Here is a 16,081-nt window from a genome sequence, read left to right as displayed (position 1 = left end):
TTCGCTATGTTACGTGGAACAGTCGCCATTGTTGGTCGTCCCAATGTGGGAAAATCAACGGTTTTTAATCGCTTGATTGGTCAACGAAAAAGCATTGTCGATGATACACCGGGGGTAACTCGTGATCGTATCTATGGTGAAGTGGAATGGTTGACACAATCATTTCGTTTGATTGATACCGGCGGTATTCAATTAGAGAATCAGGCATTCGGTGATGAAATCAATATGCAAGTGGATATTGCGATTGAAGAAGCCGATGTGATCGTATTTTTAACAAGCGCTAAAGAAGGTGTGACCTCGGATGATGCTTTGATTGCAAGAAAGCTACAAAAAGCCCAAAAACCAGTGATCTTAGCTGTGAATAAATCGGATAATGAAACCCTGCAGATGATGCAATATGATTTTTATCAATTGGGCCTGGGTGATCCAATGGTCTTATCGGGAGCCCATGGCATTGGGATTGGGGATCTCTTGGATAAAATTATGGAATTATTGCCCGAAAAGCAAATGCGTTCCTATGATGGAATCACTTCTTTTTGTGTTATTGGTCAGCCCAATGTTGGCAAGAGTTCTTTGGTCAATGCTATATTACAAGAACAACGTGTCATTGTATCCAATGTCGAAGGAACGACGCGAGATGCCATCGATACACCTTTTAAATATGATGGTCAAGAGTATATCATCATTGATACAGCGGGTATTCGCAAGCGCGGTAAGATTTATGAAAATATCGAAAAATATTCTTTATTACGTGCTTTACAAGCCATCGATCGTTCGGATGTGGCTTTATTCTTGATTGATGGCGAAAAAGGCATTCGAGAACAAGATAAACACGTGGCTGGATTGGCTCATGATGCAGGAAAAGGTGTCATTATTGTCTATAATAAATGGGATACGGTCGATAAAAACGAGAAAACCATGCACGAAATTGAAACGAAGATTCGCAATCAATTTTTGTATTTGGATTATGCTCCCATTGTCTTTGTTTCAGCAAAGACCCATAGCAAGGTCAATCAATTACTTCCTTTGATCAATGAAGTGCATGATGCTTGCTGCTTAAGGATCCCTACCAATGTATTGAATGATGTCATCTTAGATGCGCAGATGTTAAATCCACCTAAGCCGCATAATGGCCGTCAGCTGAAGATTTATTATGCCTCACAAGTCGCAGTCGAACCACCAACCATTGTTTTGTTTGTGAATGATCCAGAATTATTGCACTTTAGTTATCAACGATATATTGAAAACAAATTGCGGGAAGCATTTTTGTTTACAGGCACGCCCATCAAGATTTTGGCACGTGCTAGAACATAAGAGGTAGATATGCGAACAGTTATTATAGGTAGTGGTAGTTGGGGAACAGCCTTAGGACAAGTATTGGCAGATAATCAACAAGATGTGATCGTATATGGCCGTAATGAAGCGGAAGTCAGTGATATCAATGAAAATCATCACAATACGAAATATTTCAAAGAGACAGAATTAAATCCATTATTGACAGCAACTCGTGATTTGTCGGTCGTAGCCGGTGTGGATTTTGTATTATTAGCTGTCCCTACCATTGCAATCGAGGATATGTGTAAGAAAATCAACGAGTATTTAAAACCCAATACGATCGTGATCAATGTTTCTAAAGGCTTTCATCCCGAAACAAATGAGAGAATGAGCGATGTCATTCGTCGATCGATATCTTTGGAAAAATTGAGTTCGGTCGTCTCTTTGATTGGACCTTCCCATGCCGAAGAAGTAGTGATTCGTCAGTTGACGACCATTGATGCCATCAGTTTAAAGATCGAAGATGCACGAAAAGTACAAACATTGTTTTCGAATCGGTATTTTCGTATTTATACAGGATCGGATGAAATTGGTAGTGAACTGGGTGCAGCATTAAAAAATGTCATGGCCATTGCGTCAGGTATCTTATCGGGCCTTGGCTATCAAGACAATACGCGAGCTGCTTTGATTACCCGTGGTCTTCAAGAAATGGTTCGTTATGGTACCTTCTTTGGTGGACAAGAACGAACGTTTATGGGATTGACCGGAATTGGTGATTTGATCGTAACTTGTACTAGCAAGCATTCACGAAATTTTGAGTGTGGATATCAAATTGGTCAGGAAAATACCGTGGAGAACTTTTGGGCCAACAATACCAAAACGGTAGAGGGTGTTCGTACCGCTAAGATCGTACATCGTGTGGCTGAAAAAAATCATATCTCTATGCCGATTTGTGAGGAAGTGTACCAAATTCTATATAATCATAAAAAACCAGATACGTGTGCAGATAGTTTGATGTTGCGCGATTTGAAAGAGGAGTTTCGATGAGTAAATTTGTAAATAAGGATTCTCTTGCACAGAGTGTTTCGACGCAATTGAATCTTTCAAAAGCCGATGGATTGAAGGCGGTCAATATCATTTTTGATGAAATGAGTGAAGCATTACAAGATGATGGCAATGTGGATATTACGTCTTTTGGAAAGTTTGAAATTTTTCATCGTAAAGAACGAATGGGAATCAATCCGATTACGAAAGAAAAAATGATGATTCATTCTTCAAAATTACCAAAATTTCGTCCATCACAAACCTTAAAAAATAAATGTAATGAGAAGTAGTTCGCTACTTCTTTTTTTATGACAGTAAGAATGTCAAATAAAACGATAGGATACCTGTAGAGGTGATAAGAATGGAATATAATTTGATCATCAAAGAAGATCCTTATACCGGTGGTTTTATCGTGTATTTTGATGGTTTGCCTGGATGCATGTCAAAAGCCAAAACGATGCCTCATGCAATCGAAAAAGCCTATCATGAATTGGCTATATGGAAACAAGGTGCCATGCATTCAGGATTTGCTTGTTTTTCTGCATGTTTATTTCTATAATGTTTTAGGAGGATTCTTTTATGGAAGTAATACAATTAAGACCCGCATTCAAAGATTATCTTTGGGGTGGTCGTCGCTTAATTGATGAATATGATAAGAAAGCAGATTGTGATCCGGTGGCTGAATCGTGGGAATTATCGGCTCATAAAGATGGGAGCAGTACCATTGTTGGGGGTGCCTACGATGGTATGTTGTTTAAAGATTATATTGATCAACATGCAAAAGATCTGTGGGGCACAAAAGCAGCCAAGGATGCAACATTTCCTATCTTAATCAAATTTATTGATGCGAAACAACCATTGAGCATACAAGTGCATCCGGATGATACGTATGCATGGGAACATGAACATGAACCTGGCAAAAATGAATTTTGGTATGTCATGGAAGCAGATCCAGATTCTTTCTTATATTATGGTGTAAAAGAACCAATGACAAAAGAAGAATATCGAGCGCATATTCAAGATGATACGATTTGTGATTATTTGAATAAAGTACATGTCAAAAAAGGGGATTGTTTCTTTATTCAAGCCGGAACGATCCATGCGATTGGTGCCGGATTAATGATTGCTGAAATTCAACAATCGTCCAATTCAACTTATCGTGTTTATGATTTTGGACGGGTTGGTAAAGATGGCAAGCCACGCCAATTGCATATTGATAAAGCTGTCGATGTTTCTAATTTAACGCCATCTGGTAAAAATGGAGAAGCAGACGGACCTTTGATCCAGAAGAATGGGTATACAGAACAAGTTTTAACCAAAAATAATTATTTTACTTGTACAAAATATCATGTGGATACAACCTATACGGAAACCGTCACAAAAATGAGTTTTCAAGGTCTTACCATATTGGATGGACAAGGGGCCCTATCCTATGATGATCAAGTCCTTCCTTTACGAAAAGGAGATTCGGTTTTTATCCCGGCACAAGATGGCAAGTATGAAATGAGTGGCAATCTGACTTGGATTCAAACTGTACTATGATCGAAGAATAAAATGGATCAGAATTGGTCCATTTTTTCATGGAGGCAGGAATGAAAAAACATTTGACAAAAAAAGAAATGATCACATTATCCAGCATGTTGTTTGGATTGTTTTTTGGTGCAGGAAATTTGATCTTTCCTGCATATCTAGGCCAGCAATCGGGAACGCATATCGTACCCGCTGTAATTGGTTTTTTAATCACAGGCGTTGGAATGCCCTTGTTGGCGGTTGCTTCACTTGGAATCACTGGTAGTCATGGTCTATTGGATCTGAGTTCACGAATCCATCCTCGATTTGGCTTCTTGTTTACTTGTCTTTTGTATTTGACGATTGGGCCTTTTTTTGCAGCACCACGCTGTGTAACGGTCCCGTTTGAAATGGGATTCAATACTTTATTTACCTATCGGATATCACCACAATTGGCTCTGTTTCTATTTTCTTTGCTCTTTACCGGAGTCATGCTTTGGTTTAGTCTTCGTCCCGGTAAAATTATGGATTGCATCGGTAAATTATTAAATCCATTATTTTTGTTCATCCTATCCATTCTTTTAATTCAGGCTTTATCGCATCCTTATCCATTACATCCTTCCACTAAACTGTATGCCACGGCGCCGATGATGCAAGGCATCTTAAACGGATATAATACGATGGACGTTTTGGCTGGATTGGCATTTGGTATTATTGTAGTTCAGGTCATTCAACAATATGGGATCACCGATCCGAAAGCAATAGCGAACAATACCTTAAAAGCAGGTATCTTGTGTTCGGTGATGATGGCCATCATCTACATCTTAACGGCTGTGGTTGGCGCATATAGCCTAGGATATTCCACTTTAGCCGGCAATGGAGGCATCGTATTATCTCATATTGCGGTTCACTTTTTTTCTCAACAAGGAATGATCCTTTTGGCAACCATTGTGTTATTTGCTTGCCTGAAAACAGATATTGGATTAGCAACCAGTTTTTCAACGACCTTTCATGAGATGTTTCCATCCATTTCCTACAAACAATGGGTTTTCTTCTTTAGCGGTTGTATGTTGTTGATTGCGAATTTGGGATTGGACACCATTATTCAATATTCGGTCCCTATTTTAATGTTGTTATATCCTTTAGCCATTATGTTGGTGTTGCTCTCTTTAACTCGAACATCGAAAGTCGTTGCACGATGGACCATGAGCGGAACTTTGATTGGTTCTTTGATTGAATGCATCCGGACCTTACCCTTTTCATTTGGATGGATCACCTATGCGAATGCACATATTCCTTTATTTCAAATTGGTTTTGGTTGGCTCTACCCTATGTTGATAGGTTTGATCCTTGGATGTATCTTTAAAAAAAAGAAACGCAAAGAAAATAAAATATGATAGGATATTTCATGCGGGGTGAAAAGAATCAATGAAATCAGAAGAGTATTTGATGTGTGAAAAAAATTGGGTTTTTTATTCGCTAATCCTCATTTCTGGATATTATGGTGCCTTTACGTATGTATTGCGAGGTAATGTTTTTTGTAATGCACAAACAGGGAATGTTGTTTTGATGGGCATGGCATTGGGATCCGGTAATATCCGTCATGGATTATACTATGTCATTCCGATTGGTGCATATATGTTGGGATCTTTGGTTTCGGAACTATTGCCAAATCCTATCAAACATACACTTTCGATTCGTTGGGATACTTTATTGTTGTTCATCGAAATGTTGGTTGTTTTGGGGTTGGGATTCATTCCGGAGAGTGCACCTGTACAAATCTCACAAGTAGCCATTAATTTTATTGCTTCAATGCAATATAATACCTTTCGACAAGCACAAGGAACACCCATGGCCACAACATTTGCGACCAATCATATTCGTCAGATTGGCATTGGCCTTGCGAAAGAGATCAAGGGAAAAGATACAAGTCATCGCGAGAAATTGTTCAAACATATCCGTATGCTTGTCTGTTTCTTGTCGGGAGCTACGATTGGTACAGTTTTCTGTCACTTATATCTTGGAAAAGCCATTTGGATCACTTTGATTCCCTTAGCTATTTTATTGAGTCAATTCATCAAAGAAGATCATAATTTGGATTCCTTGGAACAGATTCCCCATGGACATTAAAAGGCACGATGTGTCTTTTTTTTTAAGCAAAGCATGGAAAATCAGAAAACGTATATTACGATAAAATCGGACTCTGTAGTGATAAGAAAACATGTTTGGATAGGAGGTAGTTTTAACAATGCAAAATGAAGTTATAACGGAAATCGCATATCATATAGAAGGTGATGAATCGGCTCTTTTGATCGATACAGGCACGAGAACGTTTGATCTTCTGGCATTGGTCCATCATTGACCCAAAAGCCCATTGAGTCATGGTCATCTAGATCATGCGTTAGGAATGGGTTTTTTTCATGAAGTATGGATGCACCCCAATGATCAAGAATTGGCATTATCGGTAACCGAAAGGGATCGGAAACAATATGTGCAGGTGATGATGGATATGGCCAATCATCTCTACCAGGTAGAACCCGATCAAGTCATTCCCTTCACAACACGCCCATTGATTCATGATCTCTATGAAAATATGATTATCCATCTTGGTCATCGTGATATCAGAGTCATCAAAACGCCGGTGGTTTACTTGTTGGAACCATCGTTAATCCAGTCAAATTGCGTCTATGTTTCCTGGTTTCTTGATGCCCGTGGTATTTCTTGGAAGTATCTTTTATACTTGGAATCAATTGGCGACCTTACCGATCATGCAAATCATTACCTTGATTGATCCGTTGACTTGGATCCATGAAGCCATTCGTGCCATCATGACTCCACAGACGTTGAGTCTGCCATTGTTTTTTACCTTGACTGGTATTATTGTATGGATCATAGGCATGGGCATCATTGCGATGAAACGTTTTGATCATATGGTCTATGATCACTAAGGAGCGTGTTGATGCAATCATCAGCATTTTTTGTACGAGATTGTCGCTATCTGTGAGGATACAAATATTTTGGGTACAAAACCATTTATAAAAAAATAAGCATACAATCAAATAAAATGCCCATGATTTTTGGTTTGTCCATTGATTGAATTAAAGATTTAACGAAGGAAAATAAAAATGGAAATTTTAATATGTGTAAGGTATATTAGTAGAAAATGGTTTTCATTGATCAATAGAAATAGACCAACTAGGAGTGATTGGCATGGATAAGACAAAAAATATGGTACCTAAGCAGCAGCAACTGCGTACAGAATACGAACAATATTTTGATTTAATTGAAGGAGCGGTTTGTTTTGTCCTTGCGAATGAAACGGAGGAGATCGTTTTCGCAAACGAGAAAGCTGCATCTCTTTTTGAATGTGAAGATGTGGATACGTTTTTACAATTTTGCTCGTCAAAATATCAGAATCTGATGGAAGAAAAGGATTACAAGCCGCTATCAGAGATTGCTTGTGTAAATCCGGCTCATTTTACGCTTTCTTTTCACTACCAGACACAAAAGGGTCATTTTCGCAAAGCCGTGGGTGTGGGCACGCTCAAGGAAACTTCTTTTGGAAAAACGTTTGTGATCTTGCTGTTTCCATCGGAACAAATCACAAATGATCTGCAGACAAAAGACAAAACAGGGGTTCTAGGGATGCATGATTTCTTCCAGGAGGCACTCCAACAGGCAGAAAAGCGAAAATCATTTCCGGAAGTCCGCGCTTTTTGTCCGGTCAGTTTCGACTTGACCAGTTTTAAAGAATACAATCGACAATATGGCATGCAACAAGGCGATTTGTGCCTGAAAAAAATCGCAGATGCGATTACGAGATGTTTTCCTAATGCTTTGGTTGGGCATCTAACAGCGGATCATTTTGTTGCATTGTTGCCATCGGATGATCTAGAGACAAAATTGGAACAAGTCTGTAAAGAAATAAATAGCTTTATCAATGACGATGGAATCCAGTTGAAAGTAGGTATTTATAAGCCTACGGAAAAAGATTCAATCGAAACGTTGAGACATGCTTTCGATTTGGCGAAAATTGCTTGTGACAGTATCAAGACGGACGGAAACAGAAGTATTGCCATTTATCGATCATCGTTGGGAAAAACGCTTGCCAAAAAAACATATATCTTACGTCATTTTGGTGAGGCATTGGAAAAACATTATATCAAGGTGTATTTTCAACCTGTGATTCGAACCCTTACGGGGAAATTAAGTGGCTATGAAGCTTTAGCACGTTGGGAAGATCCGGTACAAGGTATGATTTTTCCAGATGTATTTATTCCGGTTCTCGAAGATGCACAGTTGATCAACCGACTGGATCGGTATGTTTTGGAGCAAGTTTGCCGTGTGATCCGAGATCGAATGGATAATGGTCTACCATTGCTTCCTGTCTCCATGAACCTTTCGGCATATGACTTTGATGTGGCCAATCCACTGGATACCATTGAGAAGATGGTAAAGCGGTATCAGATTCCAAGAACATTGCTTTGTTTTGAAATTACGGAGCGAGTGATGTTCCAAAATAAAATGATCATGTCCAAGGTCGTTTTTCAGTTTCAGCAAGCTGGCTATCAAGTTTGGATGGATGATTTTGGAAGTGAATATTCTTCATTGAATACGCTTCACAATTATCATTTTGATGTGATCAAAATCGATATGGGTTTTTTCAGTCATTTTGATGATCGAAGTCGACAAATCATCACTTCGGTGGTCACCATGGCGCGCATGCTGGGTGTACAGACACTGGCAGAAGGCGTCGAAACAAAGGGGCAGGTCTCTTTTTTAAAGAAAATTGGTTGTGGACGTATTCAGGGCTATTACTATGGAAAGCCCATGAGATATGATGATACATTTACTTTTAATCATGGCAGGGGACTCCAATTTGAGCAATCGGAGGAAGCTCATTTGATGGATGCTGCCGAAAGTGTTAACGTGATTTCGGATTCTCCCACTGCACTTTTCCGTTTTGATGGAACCAATATTGAACTTCTTATTGAAAATGATGCCTACAAAAGAGAATTGAGAAGTACGGGAACGCAAGGGATGGACGAAGCCAATGCGTATCTTATGGATTCAAGCTATCCATTTCGAGGAAGGTTTCAGCAACTTTTGATAAAAGCGTTGCATTCCAGATCCCAGGAAACCCTGACCTATGCCGATAATGGACAATATATGAGGGTTAGTGTTCGTTGGATTGCTGGAGATGAAGAGCACTGGATTGGTGAAGCCCATATTTACAATATCAGCAACAACGAAGCCATTCAACAGGCGAAAACCTTAGACAATACACTGCGTGATATCTTCCAATTCTATGAGGGCTTTTATGTGATGGAACGAGGAAAAGGTGAAGTTAAGATCCTGCGATCCAACCATCCGGAATTGAATCCGGAACCTGTTCAATCGATTGAGGATTTTTTGGCTTATTTTTCTGAAACGCTGGTTTATCCAGATGATAGAGCACGCTTTGCGGCATTTATTGATCCTGCAAATATAGAAACAAAGACAAAAAGTGAAGGTGTTGTCCAAACCGAACTTTTGCGCATCCGAAAAGCAGATGGCACTTTTCGATGGACAGTGTTCGAGACATTGATGATCTACAAGAGCGCGACCAAGAATATTCTGCTTTGTGAACGCGAAGATATATGGGAGTGCAAGAGAGATAGAAACACTCTACTTCCAATCTTCTGCCAATCTTTTGGCATATCAACAACGGACACCATTCAACTAGAAACAAGGATAGAGAGTAGTCTTTTTCGTGTACTTTGCGAAACATCGCCATATTTATTTTACTGGAAAGATCAGAAAGGTCGCATTCTTGGTGCCAGCAAAAGTCTTCAGACAATGGAAGATTTTCATGATACATCCGATTTTATTGGTAAATCCGAGGAAGAAATTGGTTTCAGTTTCCCTTTACTTGACAAGCATTCCGATAAAGAAAAGAAGCCTCATTTGGGAAATCCGACAACCCAAGTGGAAGAGTTGATGTTGACAGGTGGTCGATTCAAACCAGTTCAAATTTCACGCATCCCCTGGTATCTGGATAAGGAGTTTGCAGGAACATTGGGTATGGTTCATAAAACAAGTTCGGATAAAAAGAATGATGAATTGCATCTAGGATTGGTTGATAAGGAAACGGACGTTCTTAGCTTTCGTGGAGCGATTGAAGCCGGCTTGTTATATGCGGATCTATATCGTATAGAAAAGCTTGATTATGTGGGCCTTTTGATTGATGTGCCTATGTATGCTGAACTGATGCGTGACAATAGTGAGAATGCGAAAGTCATTTTGGAAAAACTTACCGAAACACTTCGAGAAGAATTAACACCAGGTTGGGCCATCGCAAGAATTGGAATTTGTTGTTTTCTTTGCTTCAGCCAAAGAGAGAAAGCAGAACAAATCGAAGAAAAACTGACTACAATTTCTGGAATCTTTCCATCATTGTGTCGAAAACTTGGTATTCAGATCAATCTTTTGATGACGCATGCCATTGTCTATGGTTCTGAAGTCATGAGTCTTGATGAAATGTTTCAACTTCTGATTCGTCGACTGCATAGTGCGGAAAAAGAAGCATATGGAGAAAGAACTTATACGGAGGATCGAATCTATGTCCGTCGGGAGTTGTTGGATGATTTACCGGAACGAGTGATCATCAGTGATCCCAAAACGTTTGAGCTTGTCTATATGAATCAAGCTGCCCGAGATGATGTTGGATTGGACAGGGAATGCAGTTTGAAAGGATGTTTCTGTTATCAGACGTTGGAAGGATATGACGGGCCATGCAAGAATTGTCCCAATTTGATGCTTCGAATGGATCGTGCACTCTCATTATCTCATATGAATCACAAAACAGGCGATAATCTGATTATCCGTTCGTTTTTGACCATATGGGAAAAGCGTACACTGAAGGTTACCTTTGCGTTTAATATAAATGAGTACTTGGATACGTTAGCGGGTGATCGTGAGATGTTTTATCAGGAGATGCGAGCCAATGAGGCAATATCCCGTGGCATGGAAGAGGAAGATCCTGAAAAAGGCATTGAGATGACAATGTCAAGTATTGCAGAATACATGCAGCCAGAGCGGTTCCTCATTTTTGAAGAAAGAGATGACAATACGGTCAGTGCTACCTATGAATGGACCAAACCGGGTGTGATTCCATTGAAGGAAGAACTGCAAAGTATACCAAGAACAGAACTACGTGCATTGTATACAAGATTTGTTTCCGAGCGACTGGTCATGGTTCACGATATGAAGGCCTTTCAAAAGGAATATCCAGATTTTAAACTAAGAATGCATGGCTTGCAAAGCTTTATATCTGGCCAACTTTTACTTCAAAATCAGACAGAAGGCTTTACGATGGTTGTCAACCCATCCGAAGAAAGTTTCCGTAGAGGCAGCGTGATCTATTCAACATTGACGGATTTCATTGCCGTGATGGTTCGTAACCGAAACAGTATACGTGAGTTGGAAAGACAAAGTACAATAGATTTACTGACCGGTGCGGGAAACCGTCGAGCATTGGAGCAGAGGATCCGAACATGGCAGGGAGATGGCATATTAGGTGTGATTTCCATCGATTTGAATGGATTAAAAAATACAAATGATACCAAGGGCCATCATGCTGGCGATATGCTGATCCGTGAATCCGCGCGAATTCTCATGGAATGTGCAGGCGAAGATTGCGTTTTTCGAACGGGTGGAGACGAGTTTGTTGTTGTGACAGAGGACCTTGAACAACGAGATATTCTTTTGTTGATTCGGCATATGCGAGATAGTGCAACTATCAATGGCATCAGCATGGCCATCGGCTATGCATACATTCGTGGAAAAGTAACGGATTTTGATGCCCTGCTTACGAAAGCCGATTTAAATATGTATCAAGATAAAGGACATAGCTTCCGTCGCAGACGAGAAGATCGATGATATCGGATAGGACTTATTTCTGTGAATGCCAATATTAAATTTACCAATTTGCCCCCTGTCTCACATCATGTACAATATCTTTTGAATAAAAAAATGATTGAAAATTCCTCATAGGACGGGGTTCTTAGTCAAATGAAGATGATTTTTGAGAAAAGTAGTACCATTGATAAAAAAAGAAAGGAAATGGATCATGAAAGATTTCATTCAAGGAATTGAGCACGTATGCATCAAATGCAAGAATAAAGAAGAATTTACGAAAGTAAAAGAATTTTATGTGACGACCTTAGGTCTAGACATCTTAAGAAGTTGGGGAGATGACAAACATCCTTGTGCTACGTTTGATACAGGAAATGGTGGCATCGAAGTGTTTACAGAAGATATTGATGATCTGCCACAAGGAACCATTCGTCATTTTGCGTTGGCTACAAATGATGTGGATGGATGTGTAGATGCCGTTCGAAAAGCGGGATATCCCATCACAAAAGGACCAAATAATGTGAATCTTCCAAGCAATCCACCTTATTCTTTACGAATGGCCTTTTGTATTGGACCGGTTGGAGAAGAAATAGAGTTTTTTCAGGAATTGAATCCATAAAAAAGCGTAAGGAAAGGCGTTTTAAATTGACCTATAGATTGAAACTATATAAATACTAGTTTAATCATATTATACGAAAAAGATAATATAAAATATAATAGTTTCATTGATAGGAGGAATAAGATATGTGTAAGTTACAAACACCTTTTCGATATGATTATGTAGGAAGTTTCCTACGACCTGAAAAATTAAAAGCAGCCAGAGCCCAATTTGACCAAGGCTTGTTGAGCTATGATCAATTAAAAGAAGTGGAAGACCAAGCTATCACGGCATTGATCACCAAGATCAAATCTCTAGGCTATCATGTGATCACAGATGGAGAATTTCGTAGAGCAACTTGGCATTTAGACTTTATGTGGGCATTTGATGGAATCGGTCACGCACCAACGAAGACCGGTCTTCCATTTCATGATGAAGCAGCCATGATTGATGATACATATATTACAGGAAAGGTTGGTCTTTCCAAAAAGCATCCGTTTGTGGATCATTTTTCCTTTGTGAAACAATTTGAAGATGAAACAACGATTGCGAAACAAACCATTCCGGCACCAGCGCAATTTTTAGCTCAATTTACAATGCCATTTAACCGTTTGGCTACCGAAAAATATTATGATTCCGATGAAGATCTAGTGGCCGATATTGTTGCGGGATATGGAAAATTCATTCAAGATCTTTACAATGCAGGCTGTCGTAACTTGCAATTGGATGATTGTACATGGGGCATGATGGCCGATCGAAATGGTCATTTAGCCTATGGCGTGAGCCCAGAAGGTGTATTGGATATCCAAAAAACATATAAAGATATCAATAATCAAGTCATTGCGAATGCTCCAAAAGATATGATCATCAATACACATGTATGTCGTGGTAATTTTCATTCGACATATGCCAATAGTGGTGCTTATGATCCCGTAGCCGATGTGTTGTTTGGCCAAGAAAATGTGAATGCTTATTATTTAGAATTTGATGATGAACGATCTGGTGGCTTTGAGCCATTGGCCAAAGTAACCAATGATAAGAAAGTGGTATTGGGTCTAGTGACGACCAAATCACCTAAACTTGAAAACAAAGAAGAAGTCATTGCTCGTATCCATGAAGCGGCCAAATATGTTCCTTTGGATCGTTTGTATCTCAGTCCACAATGTGGTTTTGCGTCTTGTGAGATTGGAAATCAATTGAGTGAAGACCAACAATGGGAAAAATTAAAATTAGTCAAAGAAATCGCTCAAGAAGTTTGGCAAGTTGAATGACCGTTTGACAAAAAATTAAAATAGGATCAAATGTCGAGTAATATCGGCATTTTTTTATGCAATACAAAAAATGAATACTCGTATGCAGATCTAATATTGTATAAAGAAGAAATGGGACCGGTAGGATACATATGATTGTGGGAGGTCAGTACGCATTTTTTTCAGCAACAGAATTGGATAAAAACTCGTATAGTATTCCACAAATGATTCATTCAGATCTTCATTTTAAAGAGGAGTGAGTCCGATATATGGGCATGAAATGCCAAAAATGGTCAAAGATTTTATGCAGAGAGCAACGTTTGATGCAAACGATATATATTGAGTTTTAACATATGGAAATCGTCATGCCAATGCGGTGGAATTGGCACAAAAGGATTTGAACAAGTGCATAAACAAGTGAACTATATTCATACGATCTTGATAATGGATAATTTTTTACCAGCTTTTGAAAGGGTTCAACAGACATCCATGGATAAACATGTGGATGTTCAATTTGAGAATATTCGTAAAGACATTCAAACAAAGCGAAATGATCATGAAGTTGTGGCGGATTCCAATCGACAGGTACATCAAAATTATTTGAACAATGTCGCAAATCAGTCTGAAACCATTTGAGCAGACTTCGCTTTACCGAGGATGGTATTGGTTGTGGTATTTGTACATCGTTATGTCCGGTTGGTTGTATTCATCTTGAAAATCATCTGCCGTGCGTACCCCAGAAAATTGTCAAGCTTGTATTCATGTGTGTCCAAACTTGCCATCCAAATGAATCCTGTTCTTGGATATGAACAACCGAATCCAACGGCGCGATATCGCAATGAAAATGTTTCATTGTGCGATCTGGTAGAAGCCAATAAACAGAAGCAATGATCGATCCAAGAAAATGCCTCTTCCATCCGCAATGGTCATTGGGGAAAGGTTACCTATCCAATCACTTTTAAAGGCAAAAACTATGAGAAAAGTGCGATCGTCTATGTGCCTGCTGTTTATGAAAAGACCCAGACAATGAATATCGGATGAATGTTTTCATTACATACGATTTTAATGTGTACAGCCTAGTATGAAATTGGATTTAAGAGTTTTTGTATATATCGCAAATAGTTGGAAAGATACATTTTTCTTTACGATATATGTGAAATAATTGCGTTTGTATCTCGTTATAAATAGGAATAGAAAGAAAAGTACATGCGATGACCAAAGCATGGACTCCTACAAAAGGAATTTGGGTTTGATCATAAATCAATATCTTAAATAGCAAGCGATACGAAATATGCAACATATAGATTTCGAGTGACCATTTCCCACAAAATTCCAAAAATTGACTTGTTTTTAAATGTTTCATAAAATAAATGATCAAATATAATAATGATAGTGCCCAGAAACATTCAACAAATCGATAAAGGATCGGGGAATACACTAACGGCAAAGTTTCATATAAGATCTTTAATGGTATGCCCAGGGTAAACAATAATGAATCGAATGTACAAATGGATTCTTTTTGATAGATTTTATGAGCACATATACAACCAATGTAAAAAATCATAAAACGGGTAAAGAAAACATGTGTATGATAATACATGTAGTAGTTATATTGAGACAATACGTAGATACTACTCAATATCAAACCGAAGCCAATCCATAGTTTACGAGATTCATGTTTTCCATTGCACAGAGAAAATAGGAGTGGATACATACAATAAGCAACGATCACAAAACAAACATACCAAAATTGAATATGATGAGTAGGGGTAAAGATCATTACAAAACAAACATCACTCATAAATGCCAATAAAGAACTATGGTTCAAAACAAGGTCATAAAGTATCCAATATGTGATTCCAATTAAAATATAAGGAATCAATAAACGATGAATGCGTCGTTTGAAAAAAGAAATAATATTTGGATTTTTATGTAATGAAAAAAACAAACCCATACCGGATAAAAATAGAAACCAATCTACACCGCAGGCACCAATCCATGTTTGATAGACTGAACTGAATGTAGCCCATGTTCCATGGATGTGATATGTTTCAATATCTTTGGTCAAATGGTAAACGATAATACTTAAACTTGCCAATCCAAAGATCTGATTCCGATATTTACTGAAAATAGACCAGTTATTCACATCATCACCTCATGCATAAGTTACCGGATAAACTTAAAATGAAGATAAATAAATGCTTATAAAATAATAAATATTTTTAAAAAATGCAAAGAATGGAAACGGACAATAAGATAGAGATAAATCATTTGTGGATTAGCAGGACAAATGTATTGCATATAGAATGGCACAAAGTGATGGAAAGATGGAATCTTATGATGTTCATTTGTGGTCCTTTCTTTTGTATTCTCATCCCTGTAAAGAGGACAGGAAAGAGATATATGATTTCTTTCCTCTCATAAAGGAGAACACATTAGTAATAGGATCAATTTTCGAATCTATTACTTCGCATAATATATATTATGTAATAAAATAGATTTATATAAA

The 16,081-nt window shown here is 38.4% G+C and carries 14 protein-coding genes; 13 read left to right on the top strand and 1 reads right to left on the bottom strand.

Features of this window, described 5'->3' with window-relative positions:
• The first annotated feature begins 6 nt into the window (after positions 1-6).
• From der to SOS22_RS01950, 13 genes are all read left to right on the top strand, one after another.
• Positions 7-1,314, top strand: a complete 1,308-nt coding sequence (gene der, locus SOS22_RS02010; protein ID WP_320325084.1) for a ribosome biogenesis GTPase Der — start codon at positions 7-9, stop codon at positions 1,312-1,314.
• Positions 1,315-1,323: 9 nt separating this feature from the next.
• Entirely contained in the window at positions 1,324-2,322 is a 999-nt protein-coding gene (locus SOS22_RS02005) for an NAD(P)H-dependent glycerol-3-phosphate dehydrogenase (RefSeq protein ID WP_320596177.1), read from the top strand.
• Positions 2,319-2,609 (top strand): HU family DNA-binding protein, encoded by a 291-nt coding sequence (locus SOS22_RS02000; RefSeq protein ID WP_320325082.1) that lies wholly within the window; start codon positions 2,319-2,321, stop codon positions 2,607-2,609. Before SOS22_RS02005 ends, SOS22_RS02000 begins: the two co-directional genes overlap by 4 nt.
• A gap of 71 nt (positions 2,610-2,680) precedes the next feature.
• Positions 2,681-2,878 carry a type II toxin-antitoxin system HicB family antitoxin gene (locus SOS22_RS01995; RefSeq protein ID WP_320325081.1) on the top strand — a complete coding sequence of 66 codons (198 nt, stop codon included), beginning with the start codon at positions 2,681-2,683 and terminating at the stop codon, positions 2,876-2,878.
• 20 nt (positions 2,879-2,898) lie between these two features.
• A complete protein-coding gene (locus tag SOS22_RS01990; protein WP_320596176.1) occupies positions 2,899-3,861 on the top strand; it encodes a type I phosphomannose isomerase catalytic subunit in 963 nt (320 codons plus the stop codon).
• A gap of 50 nt (positions 3,862-3,911) precedes the next feature.
• Entirely contained in the window at positions 3,912-5,225 is a 1,314-nt protein-coding gene (brnQ, locus tag SOS22_RS01985) for a branched-chain amino acid transport system II carrier protein (RefSeq protein ID WP_320596175.1), read from the top strand.
• A gap of 31 nt (positions 5,226-5,256) precedes the next feature.
• The gene (locus tag SOS22_RS01980) at positions 5,257-5,958 is read left to right on the top strand and encodes a YoaK family protein (RefSeq protein ID WP_320596174.1); all 702 of its coding nucleotides are present in this window, start codon (positions 5,257-5,259) and stop codon (positions 5,956-5,958) included.
• Positions 5,959-6,202: 244 nt separating this feature from the next.
• Positions 6,203-6,619, top strand: a complete 417-nt coding sequence (locus SOS22_RS01975; RefSeq protein WP_320596173.1) for a hypothetical protein — start codon at positions 6,203-6,205, stop codon at positions 6,617-6,619.
• Entirely contained in the window at positions 6,597-6,776 is a 180-nt protein-coding gene (locus SOS22_RS01970) for a hypothetical protein (protein ID WP_320596172.1), read from the top strand. The genes SOS22_RS01975 and SOS22_RS01970 overlap by 23 nt, the downstream gene beginning before the upstream one ends.
• 262 nt (positions 6,777-7,038) lie before the next feature.
• Positions 7,039-11,748, top strand: coding sequence for an EAL domain-containing protein (locus SOS22_RS01965; RefSeq protein ID WP_320596171.1), 4,710 nt, complete (start codon positions 7,039-7,041; stop codon positions 11,746-11,748).
• A gap of 190 nt (positions 11,749-11,938) precedes the next feature.
• Entirely contained in the window at positions 11,939-12,343 is a 405-nt protein-coding gene (locus SOS22_RS01960) for a VOC family protein (protein WP_320325074.1), read from the top strand.
• 125 nt (positions 12,344-12,468) lie between these two features.
• Positions 12,469-13,593: a 5-methyltetrahydropteroyltriglutamate--homocysteine S-methyltransferase gene (locus tag SOS22_RS01955; RefSeq protein WP_320325073.1), complete on the top strand. Its 1,125-nt coding sequence runs from the start codon at positions 12,469-12,471 to the stop codon at positions 13,591-13,593.
• A gap of 423 nt (positions 13,594-14,016) precedes the next feature.
• Positions 14,017-14,208, top strand: coding sequence for a hypothetical protein (locus SOS22_RS01950; RefSeq protein ID WP_320596170.1), 192 nt, complete (start codon positions 14,017-14,019; stop codon positions 14,206-14,208).
• 457 nt (positions 14,209-14,665) lie between these two features.
• Here SOS22_RS01950 and SOS22_RS01945 read toward each other — a convergent pair whose 3' ends face one another.
• Positions 14,666-15,718 carry an acyltransferase gene (locus SOS22_RS01945; RefSeq protein ID WP_320596169.1) on the bottom strand — a complete coding sequence of 351 codons (1,053 nt, stop codon included), beginning with the start codon at positions 15,716-15,718 and terminating at the stop codon, positions 14,666-14,668.
• Positions 15,719-16,081 lie beyond the last annotated feature (363 nt).

This window comes from Absicoccus sp. (assembly GCF_034090965.1).
Lineage (GTDB): Bacteria > Bacillota_I > Bacilli_A > Erysipelotrichales > Erysipelotrichaceae > Absicoccus > Absicoccus intestinalis.
Note: the sequence above shows the minus strand (reverse complement) of the source record. Positions and strands in the feature narration are given on the sequence as shown.